At 41.9% G+C, this 16,816-nt stretch carries 20 protein-coding genes; all 20 read left to right on the top strand.

The window, feature by feature from the left end; all coding sequences use genetic code 11:
- Positions 1 to 14: 14 nt before the first annotated feature.
- The 20 genes from DL92_RS0102770 (at position 15) to DL92_RS0102675 (ending at position 16,688) form a co-directional block, all read left to right on the top strand.
- Positions 15 to 941, top strand: a complete 927-nt coding sequence (locus tag DL92_RS0102770) for a MinD/ParA family protein (protein ID WP_026654761.1) — start codon at positions 15 to 17, stop codon at positions 939 to 941.
- Positions 942 to 978: 37 nt separating this feature from the next.
- Positions 979 to 1,701 carry a flagellar brake protein gene (locus DL92_RS0102765; protein WP_026654762.1) on the top strand — a complete coding sequence of 241 codons (723 nt, stop codon included), beginning with the start codon at positions 979 to 981 and terminating at the stop codon, positions 1,699 to 1,701.
- Between the two features lie 2 nt (positions 1,702 to 1,703).
- Entirely contained in the window at positions 1,704 to 2,774 is a 1,071-nt protein-coding gene (locus tag DL92_RS0102760; RefSeq protein WP_081670603.1) for a protein-glutamate methylesterase/protein-glutamine glutaminase, read from the top strand.
- Positions 2,775 to 2,889: 115 nt separating this feature from the next.
- Complete coding sequence (locus tag DL92_RS0102755; RefSeq protein ID WP_026666837.1) at positions 2,890 to 5,016, top strand: chemotaxis protein CheA; 2,127 nt, start codon at positions 2,890 to 2,892, stop codon at positions 5,014 to 5,016.
- Positions 5,017 to 5,054: 38 nt separating this feature from the next.
- Positions 5,055 to 5,558 carry a chemotaxis protein CheW gene (locus tag DL92_RS0102750; protein WP_026654765.1) on the top strand — a complete coding sequence of 168 codons (504 nt, stop codon included), beginning with the start codon at positions 5,055 to 5,057 and terminating at the stop codon, positions 5,556 to 5,558.
- A gap of 17 nt (positions 5,559 to 5,575) precedes the next feature.
- Positions 5,576 to 6,211: a chemotaxis protein CheC gene (locus DL92_RS0102745; protein WP_026654766.1), complete on the top strand. Its 636-nt coding sequence runs from the start codon at positions 5,576 to 5,578 to the stop codon at positions 6,209 to 6,211.
- Positions 6,212 to 6,221: 10 nt separating this feature from the next.
- Positions 6,222 to 6,707 carry a chemotaxis protein CheD gene (locus DL92_RS0102740; RefSeq protein ID WP_026654768.1) on the top strand — a complete coding sequence of 162 codons (486 nt, stop codon included), beginning with the start codon at positions 6,222 to 6,224 and terminating at the stop codon, positions 6,705 to 6,707.
- Complete coding sequence (locus DL92_RS0102735; protein ID WP_026654769.1) at positions 6,704 to 7,045, top strand: hypothetical protein; 342 nt, start codon at positions 6,704 to 6,706, stop codon at positions 7,043 to 7,045. The genes DL92_RS0102740 and DL92_RS0102735 overlap by 4 nt, the downstream gene beginning before the upstream one ends.
- A 26-nt stretch (positions 7,046 to 7,071) precedes the next feature.
- Entirely contained in the window at positions 7,072 to 7,848 is a 777-nt protein-coding gene (locus DL92_RS0102730; RefSeq protein WP_026654770.1) for a FliA/WhiG family RNA polymerase sigma factor, read from the top strand.
- 30 nt (positions 7,849 to 7,878) lie between these two features.
- A complete protein-coding gene (locus tag DL92_RS0102725) occupies positions 7,879 to 9,456 on the top strand; it encodes a DUF342 domain-containing protein (RefSeq protein WP_026666835.1) in 1,578 nt (525 codons plus the stop codon).
- A 15-nt stretch (positions 9,457 to 9,471) separates the two neighbouring features.
- Positions 9,472 to 9,867, top strand: coding sequence for a hypothetical protein (locus DL92_RS0102720; protein ID WP_026666834.1), 396 nt, complete (start codon positions 9,472 to 9,474; stop codon positions 9,865 to 9,867).
- A 66-nt stretch (positions 9,868 to 9,933) separates the two neighbouring features.
- A complete protein-coding gene (locus tag DL92_RS0102715) occupies positions 9,934 to 10,803 on the top strand; it encodes a DUF6115 domain-containing protein (protein WP_026666833.1) in 870 nt (289 codons plus the stop codon).
- A 14-nt stretch (positions 10,804 to 10,817) separates the two neighbouring features.
- Positions 10,818 to 11,618, top strand: coding sequence for an MltG/YceG/YrrL family protein (locus tag DL92_RS0102710; protein ID WP_155840985.1), 801 nt, complete (start codon positions 10,818 to 10,820; stop codon positions 11,616 to 11,618).
- Between the two features lie 278 nt (positions 11,619 to 11,896).
- Positions 11,897 to 12,652: a 30S ribosomal protein S2 gene (gene rpsB / locus DL92_RS0102705; RefSeq protein WP_026654775.1), complete on the top strand. Its 756-nt coding sequence runs from the start codon at positions 11,897 to 11,899 to the stop codon at positions 12,650 to 12,652.
- Positions 12,653 to 12,735: 83 nt separating this feature from the next.
- On the top strand, positions 12,736 to 13,689 hold the full coding sequence (tsf, locus tag DL92_RS0102700) for a translation elongation factor Ts (protein ID WP_026654777.1): 954 nt from the start codon (positions 12,736 to 12,738) through the stop codon (positions 13,687 to 13,689).
- A 183-nt stretch (positions 13,690 to 13,872) separates the two neighbouring features.
- Positions 13,873 to 14,616: a septum site-determining protein MinC gene (minC, locus tag DL92_RS18030; protein ID WP_051199086.1), complete on the top strand. Its 744-nt coding sequence runs from the start codon at positions 13,873 to 13,875 to the stop codon at positions 14,614 to 14,616.
- 12 nt (positions 14,617 to 14,628) lie between these two features.
- Positions 14,629 to 15,408 carry a septum site-determining protein MinD gene (gene minD / locus DL92_RS0102690; RefSeq protein ID WP_026654778.1) on the top strand — a complete coding sequence of 260 codons (780 nt, stop codon included), beginning with the start codon at positions 14,629 to 14,631 and terminating at the stop codon, positions 15,406 to 15,408.
- A 15-nt stretch (positions 15,409 to 15,423) separates the two neighbouring features.
- Positions 15,424 to 15,705, top strand: a complete 282-nt coding sequence (minE, locus tag DL92_RS0102685) for a cell division topological specificity factor MinE (RefSeq protein WP_026654779.1) — start codon at positions 15,424 to 15,426, stop codon at positions 15,703 to 15,705.
- 127 nt (positions 15,706 to 15,832) lie between these two features.
- Positions 15,833 to 16,276 (top strand): MarR family winged helix-turn-helix transcriptional regulator, encoded by a 444-nt coding sequence (locus DL92_RS0102680; RefSeq protein ID WP_026654780.1) that lies wholly within the window; start codon positions 15,833 to 15,835, stop codon positions 16,274 to 16,276.
- Positions 16,277 to 16,397: 121 nt separating this feature from the next.
- Positions 16,398 to 16,688 (top strand): metal-sensing transcriptional repressor, encoded by a 291-nt coding sequence (locus DL92_RS0102675; protein ID WP_081811827.1) that lies wholly within the window; start codon positions 16,398 to 16,400, stop codon positions 16,686 to 16,688.
- The last annotated feature ends 128 nt before the right edge of the window (positions 16,689 to 16,816 follow it).

Raw genomic sequence — 16,816 nt, 5'->3', positions numbered from 1 at the left:
GGGGATAGTTATATATGGATCAGGCGCAACAGCTTAGAAATATTATTAAAAATTCAAATAAGCCGCAGCGTCCGCTTGCTAGAATTATCACCGTTACAAGCGGAAAAGGCGGTGTTGGTAAGTCAAATGTTTCCATAAATCTGGCGGTTCAGTTCAGGAAGATGGGCAAAAGAGTCATTATTCTGGACGCCGATTTCGGACTTGCAAATATAGAGATAATGTTTGGAACTGTGCCAAAGCACAATTTATGCGATCTTATCTATCAGGGTAAGAATATTAAGGACATCATTACCTGGGGACCTGAGGGTGTCGGATTTATCTCCGGCGGATCGGGAATTTCGGGTATGTATAACTTAAGCAGAGATTATCTTGTATATATTATTGTTAATCTTGCCGAACTTGATGCAATTGCTGATATAATAATAATAGATACGGGAGCGGGAATATCGAGCGCGGTAATGGAGTTTCTTGTGGCAAGCGGTGAGATCATACTTGTTACAACACCGGAACCTACATCGATTACCGATTCGTATTCACTTCTTAAGGCACTGAACCAGTCTCCGCGTTTTTCGAGGGAGAACACTAAGGTAAAAGTTGTTTCGAACAGAGTTTCATCAAGTGATGAAGGTCAGCAGCTGTTTAATAAGTTAAACGCGGTTGTGGCCAGATATCTGAAACTTCCTTTATCTTACATGGGAGCAATCCCGCAGGATCAGTATCTTGCCAGAAGTGTAATGCAACAATCACCGGTTTCATTGCAGTATCCGAATGCCAAGTCGGTTAAGGCGTTTGAGAGTATTGCGAATCAGCTTATGAATCCGGGAAGTCAGGAAGAAGTAAAGCAGAGAGGAATGGCGGCTTTCTTTTCACATATTATTACGGGAAGAAAGCTTAGCAGCAGGGAGACAGCACAGGGACAAAGCATAACTTCAGAAAACTAAGTCGTTAATTATTGGCGGATTGGAGACAAGGTATTATATGCTCACTGATTATATTTCACCCGGGATAAGAGTGGAACTTAAGGCAGCCGGTAAAGTCTGGATGGATGAGGATACGCGAACGAGACACATCTATATGAGCAAAGTTATGGATGTGACTTCGGATGATAGGATTGAAGTCCTCATGCCGTTTGAAAAAGGCAAACTTGTTCTACTGCCCGTTGACGGAGAATATAGCTTGTGTTTCTACAGTACCAAGGGATTGTTTCAATGTTATTCCAGGATTGTAGACAGGTACAGAAGCGACAATATGTATATACTTGTGCTCGATCTTTCCAGCGAGCTTCAACGACTACAAAGACGAGAGTATTACAGGTTCAGCTGTGCTCTTGAATTAAAATCCCGAACCTGCACAAAAGGAGAGCTGGAAGCCTTTGAAAAGAACAGAAAATATCTCGTCGACAAGACAAAACCGCTCCAAAGGAGCGTTATAGTTGACATAAGCGGAGGCGGGCTACGGTTTGTGGCTAACTTCCAATACGAGGAGGGCAGTACAATTTACTGCTCGTATCGTTTACCGAGGGGGGCAAATGATAGAGAATTTGAGATGATTTGCAGCATATTAAAGGTACAAGAGTTAGAAAGTAGACCGGGTTTATTTGAACATCGTATCCAATACGTGTATATCGACGAACCTTCCAGAGAAGATATTATCCACTTCATCTTTGAGGAAGAACGAAAAATAAGAAAGAAGCAAACATAATTATGAAAAAAATTTTGATAATTGATGATTCTGCACTTATGAGAACAGTTCTTAGTGATATTATTAACTCAGATTCAAGATTCCAGGTAGCTGACAAGGCTAAAGACGGAATTGAGGGATTGGAGCTTTTAAAGCAGAATACTTATGATGCTGTCGTACTTGATATTAATATGCCGAGAATGGACGGTATCACAATGCTTAAAGAACTTCATAAGAACGGAATAAAAGCCAAGATAATGATGGCCAGCACCGATACTAAGGAAGGTGCAAAAGTAACAATGGATGCGCTTGATCTGGGTGCGCTTGATTTCGTGCACAAGCCGGACAGAGCGTCTGAGTGTAAGGGCGAAGAGTTTTGTAAGCTTTTCCTGAATACACTTGCAGCTGTTGCAAACAGTAAAGCACCGGGTTCAACAAAAGCCTTTTCATTTGATGAAGTTAAGGAATCACGTAAAGTTGTTGAACTGGTCACAAAATCCGCGAGCAAGATCACGGGAAACAGAATCGTTGCAATAGCAAGTTCAACGGGCGGCCCAAGGGCGTTACAGTCTGTAATACCAAGGCTTCCCAAAAACCTCAAAACCCCTGTAGTTATAGTTCAGCACATGCCGGAAGGCTTTACAGCATCACTTGCTGAAAGGCTTGATTCTCTGAGTGAGGTCCGTGTTAAGGAAGCCGCAGAAGGCGATATATTGGCACCGGGAACGGTATATATATCAAGGGGCGGCAAACACATGCATATCGTTAAGAATGCAGGAAAAAGTGTTATCCACTATATGGATGGACCGACCAGAGAAGGCGTAAGACCTTGTGCAAATTTCATGTATGAATCACTTGTTGATTCTGATTACGATGAGATCTGCTGCGTAGTAATGACCGGAATGGGCGCCGATGGAACTGAGGGAATCAAGAATCTGAAATCTAGGAAAAAAGTACATGTAATCGGCCAGGACGAAAGCACCTGCACCGTTTACGGAATGCCCAAATCAGTAGCAACAGCTGGACTTGTCGATCAGGTTGTAAAACTTGATGACATCGCCCAGGAAATAATAATGAGTGTTGGTGTTAATTGAGGGTTTTACTTTTAATCTTTCATATCTGACGATCCATATCCCCTCCATTAACTACCGATGAAAACAAACACAATTTGCATGACTAAACAATTTTTCTTATGGAGGTAGATTGATTATGGATGTTTCTCAGTATCTAAGTGTCTTTCTTGATGAAGCAAAGGAGCACCTTCAGTCTTTAAACGACAACATCATGGTTCTTGAGCAAGATCCTGAAAATGAGGATTGTATCAATGAAATTTTCAGATCCGCTCACTCAATGAAAGGTATGGCCGGAACAATGGGCTATACCAGAATGCAGAATCTTACTCATGACATGGAGGATGTTTTCTCCGATGTCAGAGCCGGTAAGATCAAGATCAAATCAGAGATGATCGATGTGCTTCTTCAGTGTCTTGACGCTATTCAGGGATATGTTGACAACATTACCGAGAATCAGGACGAAGGTACTGAAGAACACCAGAATATCATTAAAGCGCTCGCCGATATCAGATCGGGTAATACAGGAGCAGAAGCTGCAGCTTCCGATGGAGTAGCTGAGGCTTCGGAGTCTGCAGAAAGTGCAGCTCCTGCAGTTGAACCCGGTGCAGATCCCGCGAGTGACTACAGAGCTATCAAGCTTGATTCTTCCGCAAGAACTACTTTGGAAGAAGCTAAATCTCAGGGAAAGAATGTTTTCGGTGTTACCGTACATATTCAGGAATCCTGTATTCTTAAGGCAGCCAGAGGTTTCCTTGTATTTAAGGGAATCGAAGAGATCGGTGAAATTGTTGTTTCCGAGCCTAATACACAGGATATAGAAGATGAGAAATTTGATTTCTCATTCAGCCTTGTAATAATCACAGATGAGTCAAAAGAGAAGGTCATGGAAATAGTTAAGTCTGTTTCCGAAGTGGCAGGATGCGAATGTGGAGAATTCGACCTCGATGCAGAAAAAGCTGCAGCAGAGGAAACTCCCGAGCCTGCACCTGCAGCTGCAGCAGCACCGGCAGCCGTTCCCACACAGGGAGCAGCACCTACGCCCGCACCTGCAGCAGGAAAGGCACCCGCAGCAGGACCTGCAGGCGGCAAGAAGCCTTTAGGCAAGCCTGTCGTAAACAGAACAGTCCGTGTTGATATCGAGAAACTGGATGTTCTTATGAACCTTGTCTCTGAGCTTATCATTGCAAAGAACTCTCTTATTTCCGCAGCTAATACTTCAGGTGTCAGCAACGGAAACGTTAATGAGCAGATTGAATATCTTGAGAGTGTTACCACAAATCTTCATGAATCAGTTATGAAAGTTCGAATGGTTCCTATCGAGAGTGTTCTTCAGAAGTTCCCTCGTATGATCAGAGATCTTAACAAGACTCTCGGCAAGAAGATGGAACTGACAATGACCGGTGAAGATACAGAAATGGACAGAACCGTGGTTGATGAGATCGGTGATCCTTTGATGCACCTTATCAGAAACAGTGCCGACCACGGAATTGAAGCAGCCGATATCCGTGCCCAGAGAGGCAAGCCGGAAGTAGGACAGATTTTCCTTCACGCTTTCCAGGACGGTAACAGCGTTGTTATCGAGGTTGGCGATGACGGTAACGGAATAGATGCGGAAGCTGTTAAGAACAAAGCTATCGAGAAAGGAATAGTTACTCCCGAGCAGGCAGCTCTTTTGACAGAGAAGCAGTGCGTAGAGCTCTTATTCCATCCCGGATTCTCAACAGCAAAGCAGGTTTCTGAAATTTCAGGACGTGGTGTAGGACTTGACGTTGTTAAATCCAAAGTTGAATCTCTTTCCGGTGAGGTATCCGTTAATACCAAGCTTGGAGCAGGATCCACCTGGATCATCAGACTTCCTCTTACACTTGCTATTATTCAGGCTCTCATGGTTATTGTCGGAGATGAGAAGTATGCAATACCTCTTGATTCAATCCAGAGTATTGAAGATGTATCTCCTTCAGACCTTAAACTTGTAGAGAATAAAGAAGTTATAAATCTTCGTGGAAGCGTAACACCTATCGTAAGACTCAATGAAGTGCTTGATACAGAGTCAAGTAAATCACCCGACGACGATATGGTAGTTGTTATCGCAAGAAAAGGAGACCAGCAGATCGGACTTGTTATCGACGAACTTATGGGACAGCAGGAAATCGTTATCAAGCCTTTGGGTAAATACACAAATAAGTGCAAGCTTATAAGCGGAGCTACTATCCTTGGTGATGGTGAGATCGCACTTATTCTTGATACCAATTCAATTTTCTGATGGTAACATTTTTTTAGCGAAGAAAGGATGAGCCGAATATGAATGAGATAAAAGAAGTTAAAGAAAAAGCCGATAAAGGCGAACTTATTCAGTATATAGTTATAAAGATTGATGATGAGCAGTATGGCATCAACATCAAATTTATAGACAACATTGTAAGAATGCAGCAGATTACGAGAGTGCCAAAGGTAGACGCATTCCTTAAGGGAGTTATCAATATCCGAGGCGAGATTGTTCCTGTTATGAGTGTAAGAATGAAGATGGGACTTTCCGAAGACGTGATCACAGGCGCTTCAAGAATAATCATCTTAAAGACTGAGGCAGGTGATCTTGTAGGTATAATCGTGGATCAGGTTAATCAGGTTCTTACACTTAATGAAAAAGACATTGAGAAAGTCCGTTACGACGATAAGAAAGGACAGTCAAAAGTTTCTTTTGTCAGCGGCGTAGGCCATTACGACGGCGGACTGGTTTCAATACTCGATCTCGATGCGGTTGTGTCTGAGAAAGAATCAAAAGAAAAAGCGTCTAACGCAAGTTAATTCGGAGGATTTATTTTATGGCAGACATGAGTTTGGATAATTTATCCGACAAGTATTTTGACGTGCTGAAGGAACTTGGTAATATCGGTGCCGGGAATGCAACTACAGCGCTTGCTCAGATGATCGGAACAAAGGTTGATATGTGTGTTCCGCAGGTACGACTTCTGGACTTCAAAGATGTCGGAGACCTCATGGGCGGAGCTGAGAAGATAATGGCAGGTATTTATCTTGCTGTTGACGGCGATATCGACGGAAGCATCATGTTCCTCTTGGGCAAACAGGCAGCCAGACATTTGGTTGATCAGCTTATGGGTACAGGCCCCAAGCCTGAAGATCAGGATTTTGATGAAGTTGAGATGTCAGCCCTTAAAGAAGTCGGTAATATCATTACCGGTTCGTATCTCAATTCACTTTCCATGATGACAAACCTAAAACTCATTCCATCTATTCCATATGTTGCCATTGATATGGCTGCGGCGATACTTAGTGTTCCCGCGATCCAGTTTGGAATGATGGGTGACAAAATCCTTCTTATTGAGACACAGTTCTTTGATGAACTTAAGTTGAGCGGTTATTTTATTCTTTTACCTGATATTGATGGATACCGTAAAATTCTCTCTTCTTTAGGCATGGGAGACGTTTCAGATTCGTGAAGGGGCTAATATGAGTCAAATAATTAAGGTTGGAATGGCCGATCTGAATATTTGTGTCAGCCCCGACGGAATTACAACTTTGGGGCTTGGGTCCTGCGTTGGAATTGCTATAAGGGATCCTGTTACCAAGATTGGTGGGCTGGCTCATGTAATGTTGCCGGATTCAACTGAGATTAGGAACAATTCGAATATACCTAAATTTGCCGATACAGGAATTGAAGAACTTGTCAGGCTCATAATTGCCAAAGGCGGTAATAAATCACGTCTTGTGGCAAAGATTGCCGGCGGCGCGCAGATGTTTGCTTTCCAGTCAAACAATGCCACGATGCGTGTCGGTGACAGAAATGTTGCGGCATCACTAAAAAAATTAAAGGAGCTTAATATTCCTGTACTTGCTCAGGATACCGGTGATTCGTACGGACGGACAGTTATTTTTTATCCCGAAAACGGAAACTATATTATCAGAGCTGTAGGAAAGCCTGAAAAAATCATATGAATACCGATTTAGATGAACTGAAGAAAATTAATACCAAACTAATAACTCCCCTGATAGTGCTTTCAGCAACGGCTGTTGTTTCAGTGTTTACGTTCTTTAAGCACTATCCGGCGGGTGAGTGGATTTTTATTGTATTTGTTTCGGTAGTTATATTTTTGGTAATCGGACTTATCACGGAGAAGATGATCGCCAAGTTTTTAGATATTAACTACGAGAAAGCTTTGGCCGAAAAACTTGAAGCTGAGAGACTCGAGGAAGAGGCAAGAGCAGCAATGGAGGCAGAAAGTAGTGCCGGGGAAGATGTCGATAATATGGAAGTACACGACATTCCTCAGTAAAAAAATAGAACCGGGGAAACTTACACATGGATGATGCAGCTAGAAATAAATTATGGACAGAATATGGTAATACCAAATCCGGTGAACTCAGAGAGCAGCTCATATTAGAGTATGCTCCTCTTGTCAAGCTTGTAGCCGGAAGACTTAGCATGTATCTTGGATTTAATGTCGAATATGACGATCTTGTAGGATATGGCATTTTCGGACTCATAGATGCCATTGATAAGTTTGATCTCATGAAAGACGTTAAGTTTGAAACTTATGCCAGTCTGAGGATCAGAGGAGCAATCCTTGATCAGATCCGCAAGATGGACTGGATTCCCAGAACTATAAGACAGAGACAGAAGAAGATTGAGACTGCCATCAGAGAGATTGAAAAAGAGAGCGGTCATATTGCTACAGATGCCGAAATAGCGGCAAAAATGGATATTACTGAAGATGAATACCAGAACTGGCAGAACCAGATGAAGGTTACGGGGGTTGTTTCCTTAAATGAGTTCATGGATCAGGGCGCGGATATTGCCGATGATGCAAGCAATGCTACCGGTTCAGGTTTCACAAAGCCTGAGGAGGCTATAGAAAAGGAGGAACTTAAAAAGATGTTGGCCGAATCCTTGGAACATCTTACAGACAAGGAGAAAAAGGTCATACTCTTTTACTATTATGAGGAGCTTACATTAAAGGAGATAAGTGAGGTTCTGGAGGTTTCAGAGTCGAGAGTGTCACAGCTTCACACAAAGGCGCTGCAGAAGATGCGCGAAAAGCTGGGAGACTATCTGGGTATTATTACAAACTCAAGATAGTAGGAAATTTATTTATGGAAGAGGATTTGTATGAACGGATATTTTCAACTCGTAAACACACCGCAGGGAACCGGTATCAGAATTTACGCCCCAACCGATGGAGGTAAGCCGCTTAACGTTAATGACGTTCGTGAGTACTTGGACGAAAGAAAAATTCAATACGATGTAATCAAGCTAAATGATGCTGTGACCAAGTCTGATGCAAACGTCTACATTTTTACCGAAACGCAGGTACATCCTGAACGAGAAGGGGTAAAGTTTGACGTTTCCAAGGATAAAATGACTGTCACGGCATTTTTCTATCCGCCGACAGAAGGTGCGCAGCTTATGACGGAGAATGAGTTCAGAAGCTCGATTGCTTATAGAAAGTTCACTTATGGAATTCAGGACGAAAACATAAAAGCATTTTTTGAACATAGAGAGTACTGTAAGGAAATAATTATAGCTCAGGGAAAAGAAGTTGTTCAGGGTAAGAATGCATACGTTGAGTATCACTTTAATACCAACTTAAGAGCACGCCCCACACTTAAAGAGGATGGAAGTGTAGACTATTTCCATCTTAATCTGATCAATAATATAAATGAAGGTGACCTACTCGCTACACTTCATAAGGAGATTCCGGGAGTGCCGGGAATAAATGTTTACGGAGAACAGATAAAGCCTGCCGTTGTTAAGCCTTCACATATCAGAGCGGGTAAGAATACCATTCTTTCGGAAGATAAGCTTACACTTAAGGCAGGAAAGTCAGGTCATGTAACTTTGAGCGAAGGTAAAGTTGTTGTTTCCGATGTATTGCAGCTTGAGAATGTTGATGTTGCCACAGGTAACATTGATTATGAAGGAAGTGTTGAGGTAAACGGTGTTGTTGCAACCAACTTTAGCGTAAAGGCAGGCGGAAACATCATTGTCAGAGGTATTGTTGAAGGAGCCGTTCTTGATGCCGGCGCCGATATAATCCTTGAATGCGGAGCAAAAGCCGGCGGAAATATTAAGGCCGGTGGCAATATAGTCACAAGATTTATTGAGAATGCCAATGTGAGCGCAAGGGGATGCATCACAAGTGAATGCATACTCCACTCAAACGTTTCCTCGGGAACAGAGGTAAACGTAACCGGACGAAGAGGCTTTATCGCCGGAGGAAGAGTTAGTGCTGCAGACAAGATTCAGGCTAAGGTTCTCGGATCTGAGATGGGGGCAAATACCATCATAGAAGTTGGAGCAGATCCGCAGCTTAAGCAAAGACTCAAAGAGCTTCAGAAAGAAATGACCGAAGCACAGAAGAGTATAGAGAGCATAAAACCTACTATCGAAGGCTTTACCAAGATGCTCAAGGCGGGAGTAAAGTTTAGCCCTCAGCAGGTCGAAAGTGCAAAGAAACTTATAGAGTTAAACAAGACCCTTACGGAACAGATTCAGGATGACTCGGAGGAATATGCAAATCTTATGGAAAGACTTGCGGAAGCAAAGGAAGCCGAGGTTGTGGTTGAGGGAACCGCATATCCCGGAACTACCGTTAATATCGGTGAGTTGTCCATGATCGTAAAGAAACCTGTTCAGTACAGCAAGTTTGTTGTCAGGGAAGGAGATGTAAGATTAGCACCTATCTAAACGGAGGAGAGAACCATGTCAATAAACAGAATTGACTTTGGCGTGATCGCTGCTTCTAATGAGGTTTCCGCGGTGAAGGCGTCGGAGGATGCAAGACCCATGATGGACAGGCAGAACTTTCAGACTCAGTTTAACGAAGAAGTTGATAACCAGCGCAATTCGGTTATTCAAAAGGATGACGTTAGCGGAGCCAAAGTTTCTGCGGATGCCGGCGAGAAAGGCGGTAATGAATACGCGGGGGACGGCGGAAAAAACAGAAAAAAGAAGCAGGACGAAAAGAATGAGAATAATCCCATTTTAGAAAGACAGCTATCAGTTGAGAAAATGGAAAAAATTTCGGAGCACATGCTCGACCGAAATGGAAAGCCTGTAGATCTTGGTATTTCTCACGGTTTTGATTTGAAGATTTAACATTTCTATATTATAATGGTGGAAACGGGCACGGTGCCTGAATTTTTTAGTAAAATAGGCGGATAAATGATTAGTATTACAGAGATTGTTCTCATCGTTGTCGGATTCGCGGCAATAATATTGGGTTACCTTCTTCCTGCGGGAAAGGAACTTGACGAGGAAGATAAGATGCTCATGGAGAGAGAAATCCGTGAGCTTGTTCGTCGTGAAGTTGAAGATCAGAGAGAAAATATTGAAAATATGGTAGACGATACCGTAGATCTTTCTTTGGACAGAACAGAGAGAGCAATGGAACGTATATCAAACGAAAAACTTTCCGCTATCGGAGAATATTCCGATACTGTGATCAACGATATACACAAGAATCATGATGAAGTAATGTTCATGTATGACATGCTTAACGATAAGCATAAGAACCTCACTTCCGTGGTTTCCGAAGTAACTAAGAAAGCCGATGAGGCCAAGAAAGTTGTAAAAGAGGTAGAGGAGAAGATCATTACTCCCGCTCCGTCAGATGAAATCATACCTGTTACACCGGTTGCATCTGCCGCTCCTTCTGCAGCTGTTGAAAAAGAGCCTGTCATGGAACTTGAAAAGATCACAGCTAAAGTTATAACTCCCGAAGAAGCTATGGGGCTTCATGTTGTAGGAAACACTTCTACCGATGAAGAGGAAGTTAAGCCTATACAGGAGCAACAGCCGAATGCCAAAGTTGTTCCCATTACTGAAGCTGTGAGAGTTGAAGCTAAGAGCACCAATCCCGATAAGAACATGAAAGAACTCACAGCAGCCGATCCGATCTCGCAGAACAGACAGATCATCGAGATGCATAAGGCCGGAAAATCAAATATGGTTATTGCAAGAGAACTTGGTCTGGGTATCGGAGAAGTTAAGCTTGTGATAGATCTTTCCAACAAGCACAGAAAAGTTAAGTGAGGAATACTCTGTAAATGAAACTAAAATATTACCTTAGGGGGATTGGTCTTGGCGTTGTACTTACCGCTATAATCATGGGCTTTGCACTTGGAGCCAGAAATGCACCGGTCAGCGATGCCGAGGTGATCGAGAAAGCAAAAGATCTCGGAATGGTTGAAGGCGGTGTTCTTTCGGATTATTCCGGTGAAGACGCAAGTACCGGCGAGGCGGTAAAAGAGGAACCAGATAATTCAGCTCCGGCAGATAAAGTTACGGATACTGCAAAGGGAGTCAACGCAGGCCCCTCATTACCTGACACATCTGCAAGCGATTCAGCTGCCGGAGGTGCGGATATTGAAAAGCCTGAGACTTCTGCCGGCATAGGCACGGGCACAGGCACATCTACTGTTGCTAACGGTATAAGCGGAGCTGTCGAAAAAGCTTCATCCGCAGGCAATTCTGTAAGTGCCAAGAATGCTGACAAGAATAAAGACAAGGATAAGGAAAAAGAAAAGCCTGTCGTAGAAAAGAAAAAAGAAGAAGTTCAGGAAGAGCCTGAAGAAGTAGAGGAAGAACCCGCTGAGGAACCTGAAGACAATTCAGGTGAGAGCACATCGAGTCCTTCTCCTGCAAATCCGGTACAGGTTACTATTCCGGGAGGTTCATCGTCCGATAAAGTAGCTAAGATCTTACATGATGCGGGACTCGTGGATGATGCCATTCAGTTTAACAAATTCCTTATTGAGAAAGGCTGGGACAGAAAGATACATTCCGGAACCAAATCAATAAGTCAGGGAGCTTCATATGAAGAAATAGCGAAAGCTATCACACAATGACCTTGTATTAAATAATTTTAGCTTTAAAGCTGTGAAAATAACTTATTTTCACAGCTTTTTTACTTGAAATATGTTTTTCCTTGTGATATAGTTAAAAAGCTGTGTTCATAGGTGTGTTTATGCCTATTTCACGGTAAAACAAATAATCACGTACATTTAATTCTCTTTCCGGTGTCGGTCATACCGATCAGAAGAGAGCTCTGTATATCGGAAGACGCGCTGATATATCATATGAGCCAAGGATGTGCGGAAGATTCTAACCAAATGGAGGTAATATCATGAGCGTTGTATCAATGAAACAGTTACTTGAAGCAGGTGTTCACTTTGGACATCAGACAAGAAGATGGAACCCTAAAATGGCTCCTTACATCTTCACAGAGAGAAACGGAATCCACATCATCGACCTTCAGAAGTCAGTTATCAAGGTTGACGAGGCTTACAAGGCAGTATTCGAGATTGCACAGCAGGGTGGAACAATCCTTTTCGTAGGAACAAAGAAGCAGGCGCAGGACGCTGTTAAGTCAGAGGCTGAGCGTTGCGGAATGTACTACATCAACGAGAGATGGCTCGGTGGAATGCTTACAAACTTCAAGACAATCCAGAGCAGAATCGCTAGAATGAAGACTATCGAGAAGATGCAGGAAGACGGAACATTCGAAGTTCTTCCCAAGAAGGAAGTTGCTCAGCTTAAGAAGGAACTTTCCAAGCTTCAGGCTAACCTTGGCGGAATCAGAGATATGAAGAGAATCCCTGATGCTATTTTCGTAGTAGATCCTAAGAAGGAAAGAATCTGCATTCAGGAGGCTGAGTCTCTTGGAATTACTCTTATCGGTATCGCTGATACAAACTGCGATCCTGAAGAGCTTGACTTCATCATCCCCGGAAACGATGACGCTATCAGAGCAGTAAAGCTTATCGTTGGTAAGATGGCAGACGCTGTTATCGAAGCTAATCAGGGTGCTGAGGCTGACGTTGCAGCTGAGTTCGTTGCAGAGGCAGCTGAGGATATCGAAGAAGTTGCAGACGCAGAGTAATATAGATTGATAATTTGGAACTAAATTGGTGCAGCCAATCATTATATGGTTGGCTGCTATTATAAAAACGGAGGAAAATACACATGGCTATCACAGCAGCAATGGTTAAAGAATTGCGTGAGTCTACCGGTGCAGGAATGATGGAATGCAAGAAGGCTCTTACAGAAACTAACGGAGATATGGATGCAGCAGTAGAATTCCTTAGAAAGAACGGAATCATGAAGGCTGAGAAGAAGGCTAGCAGAATCGCTGCAGAAGGTCTTACAAGAGTTGTTCTTAAGGACGACCAGACAGCAGCAGTTGTTGAAGTTAACTCAGAGACAGACTTCGTTGCTCAGAACGACAAGTTCCAGAGCTTTGTTGAGGCAGTTGCTCAGCAGGCAGTTAATTCAGATGCCAAGGATCTTGATTCATTCATGGCTGAGAAGTGGAACCTTGATGAGTCTAAGACAGTTAACGATGCACTTGTTGAGATCACAGCAGTTATCAGTGAGAAGCTCAGCATCAGACGTTTCGAGAAGGTTGTTGCTTCTAACGGTATCGTAGTTCCTTACGTACACGGAAACGGAAGAATTTCTGTTGTGGTTGAGGCTGAGACAGATGTTGTTAACGATAACATCAAGGAAGCAGTTAAGAACGTAGCTATGCAGGTTGCAGCTCTTAATCCCAAGTATGTTGCAACTGAGGACGTTTCACAGGAATACAGAGATCACGAGAAGGAGATTCTTCTTGCTCAGGCTATGAAGGAGAACGAGGAGCTTCCTGAAGGAAAGAGAAAGCCTCAGGAGATCATCGAGAAGATGCTTATCGGACGTCTCAACAAAGAGCTTAAGGAAATCTGCCTTAACGAGCAGGTATTCGTAAAGGCTGAGGATGGAAAGCAGACAGTTGGTCAGTACATCGCTAAGGTTGCTAAAGACAATAACGCTAATCTTTCTATCAAGAGATTCGTACGTTTCGAGACAGGTGAAGGAATCGAGAAGAAGAACGAGAACTTCGCTGAGGAAGTTGCTAAGCAGGCTGCCGGTCTCAACTAATAATATTAGATTATTAATGAGCTTCGGATTTCCGGAGCTCATTTTTTCTTAAATGTGTAATAATTAAGCTATTTTTAGCCACCAAACCTTTGGCATAAATGGGCTTTGATATCTTTAATTTTTTACAAAAATAGCCTATACTGTTGTAGTATAGATTTTTATAAAGGTTGGGTGAATTAAACATTGAGTCAGTTAGTTACAATTAAGGGTACAAGATCTGGCATCATTCTTGTTTTGGATCCCGAGGTCGATTTTTCAACGCTTATCACGGAAGTTGGCGAGAAATTCAAGGAAGCATCTTCGTTTCTCGGAAAGAATAACATGGGCCTTATCATAAGAGGCAGAAAACTTTCCGAATCGGAAGAAGATGAAGTTCTAAAGAGTATCAAAGATAATTCAATGCTTACAATTACATGTATTATCGACGAAGAGTCAGATATTCAGAGAAAATTTGAAGATGTCGCAGCTTCAAACGATAATGTTGTTCTTGAGATCAATACGAACAAGAAGTCGGATGCTACAGTAAAAGTGGATCAGAACAGTGCAATTATTTATAAGGGCAGTTTGAGATCCGGTCAGGATATTTCCTGCGAACAGAGTATTGTTATTTTAGGAGACGTTAAGCCGGGAGCTAACGTAATCTCCTATGGAAGCATATTTATCTTGGGAGAACTGCGAGGCAATGCATTTGCCGGTGCAGGCGGAGATAAAGATGCTGTAGTAATGGCACTTAGTCTCAACCCATTACAGGTCAGGATCGCGGATTCTATCGCAATATCTCCTGAATCTGAAAAAAGTGCCAAACTCAAATTGGGGAGAAAGAAACCTTCTACGGTAGAAAGTGAGCCTGAAGTTGCATATATCGAAAACGGGCACATCGTAAAAAGTGTTTACGGTTCTTCTTTTTTGAGACAATTTAATATGTAAACGGAGGAAACTATGGGAGAAGTTATAGTTATAACATCGGGAAAAGGTGGAGTAGGTAAAACTACGAGTTCCGCAAATATCGGAACAGGCCTTGCAAAGCTGAACAAGAAGGTTGTTCTTATTGATACAGATATAGGACTTCGAAATCTTGATGTTGTTTTGGGACTTGAGAACAGGATTGTCTACAACCTTGTTGATGTTATTGAAGGTAACTGCAAGATTAAGCAGGCGCTTATCAGAGATAAGAGATATGAGAATCTCTTTCTTTTGCCCGCTGCACAGACTAAGGACAAGACAAGCGTTACTCCTGAGCAAATGAAGAAGCTTACAGATGAACTTAAGCAGGATTACGATTATATTATTTTGGATTGTCCTGCAGGTATTGAACAGGGATTCAAGAACGCTATTGCCGGCGCTGACAGAGCACTTGTTGTTACAACACCTGAGGTATCGGCTGTTCGTGACGCTGACAGAATCATCGGGCTTCTTGAAGCAAACGAGATTAAAAAGACTCATCTCATAGTAAACAGACTTCGCCCTGATATGGTCAAGAGAGGTGATATGATGTCATCAGATGACGTTATAGATATCCTTGCTATCGAGCTTATAGGTCAGGTTCCGGATGATGAGAGTATTGTTGTTGCGACTAATAACGGTGAACCTCTTGTAGGTGACAATTCACTTGCAGGCCAGGCATACATGAACATTTGTCGCAGAATTACAGGCGAACAGGTTCCATTTCTTGACCTTGAAGCCAAGAGAGGACTTTTTTCTTGGTTTAAGAAAAAGTGATAAGGGGGCAAAGTTATGAAAATCACTGATTTTTTCAAAAAGAAATCTTCAAGTGATATAGCCAAGGATAGACTGAAGCTTGTTTTGGTTTCAGACAGAGCATCATGCTCACCTGAGCTTATGCAAAAAATCAGAAGCGATATCATAGAAGTGCTTTCGAAATATGCTGAGATAGATATGGAAGGAATTGACATCAATATTACAAGTCTGGATGCTGAAGATAACGGTGGAAAATCCGCACCGGCTCTTTATGCTAACATTCCTATCAAAAATATGAATCATAATTCAAAGCTTTGATCGGCGTTGCAACCCGTGAATTTCCCAAAAGGATTTTCGCGGGTTTTTGTTTTTTGCAAACACATAATCTCTATTGTGATATAATGATATATGATTAAATAGGATAAAATTGTTTTTGGAGACGCTTATGAATTGTAATAATGAAAAATATGATTCTTTAAAACTTGGTAATCAGTTATGTTTCCCATTATATGCATGTTCAAAAGAGATTATCAGAAAGTACAAGCCTTTTCTTGATGAGCTGGATCTTACATACACCCAGTATATTACCATGATGGTCATGTGGGAAAAGAAGAGTGTTAATGTAAAAATGCTTGGAGAGTGTCTGTTTCTTGATTCGGGTACACTTACGCCTGTTCTTAAAAAGCTTGAGAGTAAGGGGTATATTACACGTGAGAGATCTGAAAAAGATGAGAGAAATCTTGTAGTTTCAATTACCGATTCCGGTATGAAATTAAGGGATAAAGCTGTCACGATTCCTTCTAAGGTAGGAAGCTGTGTTAAGCTTACGGAAGAAGAAGCCAAAGTCCTTTACAATCTTTTACATAAGATTATCAGTAATGTTAGATAATCTTTATTGTATTTTTCCCTAGAAGGAATATAATATATTTTGTTAAAAAATATATGTAGATTTATTTTTTTGTCCTATATAAGTTAAAAAAATAACAATGCATATATTTATTGGAGGTTTTATGAGTTCTCATACCCATAAACATCATCATGATCCTGAGAAGATGAAGGCTATTGTTAACAGACTTTCCAAGGCTATCGGACACCTTGAGTCGGTTAAAAGAATGGTTGAGGATGACAGGGATTGCACTGAAGTACTCGTACAATTGGCAGCTGTACGTTCAGCAATAAACGGGGCAGGCAAGGAAATACTTAAAGAACATATAAGCCATTGCATAGTCCATGCTGTTTCAGATGGTGATGAAGAGGCTATCGTTGAGTTAAATGATGCTATCGAGAAATTTATGAAGTAATGAGTTACTCGTGAGTATGTATGTGAAAGGGGCGAACACCTTGGCAAATCTTTTGAATTTAGTTTATTTTCTTATTTTATTTCCCTTTTGTATGGCAATTATAATATCTATTTTTAAGCACGCCAGTT

This window comes from Butyrivibrio sp. AE2005, assembly GCF_000686965.1.
In the GTDB taxonomy this organism is placed as follows: domain Bacteria; phylum Bacillota; class Clostridia; order Lachnospirales; family Lachnospiraceae; genus Butyrivibrio; species Butyrivibrio hungatei_A.
This window is presented reverse-complemented; position numbering and strand designations above follow the sequence as displayed.

What these genes read in the sequence shown, in the direction of transcription:
- DL92_RS0102770 (WP_026654761.1), top strand. Translation starts at nt 15, where the DNA reads ATGGATCAGGCGCAACAGCTTAGAAATATTATTAAAAATTCAAATAAG.
- DL92_RS0102765 (WP_026654762.1), top strand. Translation starts at nt 979, where the DNA reads ATGCTCACTGATTATATTTCACCCGGGATAAGAGTGGAACTTAAGGCA.
- DL92_RS0102760 (WP_081670603.1), top strand. Translation starts at nt 1,704, where the DNA reads ATGAAAAAAATTTTGATAATTGATGATTCTGCACTTATGAGAACAGTT.
- DL92_RS0102755 (WP_026666837.1), top strand. Translation starts at nt 2,890, where the DNA reads ATGGATGTTTCTCAGTATCTAAGTGTCTTTCTTGATGAAGCAAAGGAG.
- DL92_RS0102750 (WP_026654765.1), top strand. Translation starts at nt 5,055, where the DNA reads ATGAATGAGATAAAAGAAGTTAAAGAAAAAGCCGATAAAGGCGAACTT.
- DL92_RS0102745 (WP_026654766.1), top strand. Translation starts at nt 5,576, where the DNA reads ATGGCAGACATGAGTTTGGATAATTTATCCGACAAGTATTTTGACGTG.
- DL92_RS0102740 (WP_026654768.1), top strand. Translation starts at nt 6,222, where the DNA reads ATGAGTCAAATAATTAAGGTTGGAATGGCCGATCTGAATATTTGTGTC.
- DL92_RS0102735 (WP_026654769.1), top strand. Translation starts at nt 6,704, where the DNA reads ATGAATACCGATTTAGATGAACTGAAGAAAATTAATACCAAACTAATA.
- DL92_RS0102730 (WP_026654770.1), top strand. Translation starts at nt 7,072, where the DNA reads ATGGATGATGCAGCTAGAAATAAATTATGGACAGAATATGGTAATACC.
- DL92_RS0102725 (WP_026666835.1), top strand. Translation starts at nt 7,879, where the DNA reads ATGAACGGATATTTTCAACTCGTAAACACACCGCAGGGAACCGGTATC.
- DL92_RS0102720 (WP_026666834.1), top strand. Translation starts at nt 9,472, where the DNA reads ATGTCAATAAACAGAATTGACTTTGGCGTGATCGCTGCTTCTAATGAG.
- DL92_RS0102715 (WP_026666833.1), top strand. Translation starts at nt 9,934, where the DNA reads ATGATTAGTATTACAGAGATTGTTCTCATCGTTGTCGGATTCGCGGCA.
- DL92_RS0102710 (WP_155840985.1), top strand. Translation starts at nt 10,818, where the DNA reads ATGAAACTAAAATATTACCTTAGGGGGATTGGTCTTGGCGTTGTACTT.
- rpsB (WP_026654775.1), top strand. Translation starts at nt 11,897, where the DNA reads ATGAGCGTTGTATCAATGAAACAGTTACTTGAAGCAGGTGTTCACTTT.
- tsf (WP_026654777.1), top strand. Translation starts at nt 12,736, where the DNA reads ATGGCTATCACAGCAGCAATGGTTAAAGAATTGCGTGAGTCTACCGGT.
- minD (WP_026654778.1), top strand. Translation starts at nt 14,629, where the DNA reads ATGGGAGAAGTTATAGTTATAACATCGGGAAAAGGTGGAGTAGGTAAA.
- minE (WP_026654779.1), top strand. Translation starts at nt 15,424, where the DNA reads ATGAAAATCACTGATTTTTTCAAAAAGAAATCTTCAAGTGATATAGCC.
- DL92_RS0102680 (WP_026654780.1), top strand. Translation starts at nt 15,833, where the DNA reads ATGAATTGTAATAATGAAAAATATGATTCTTTAAAACTTGGTAATCAG.
- DL92_RS0102675 (WP_081811827.1), top strand. Translation starts at nt 16,398, where the DNA reads ATGAGTTCTCATACCCATAAACATCATCATGATCCTGAGAAGATGAAG.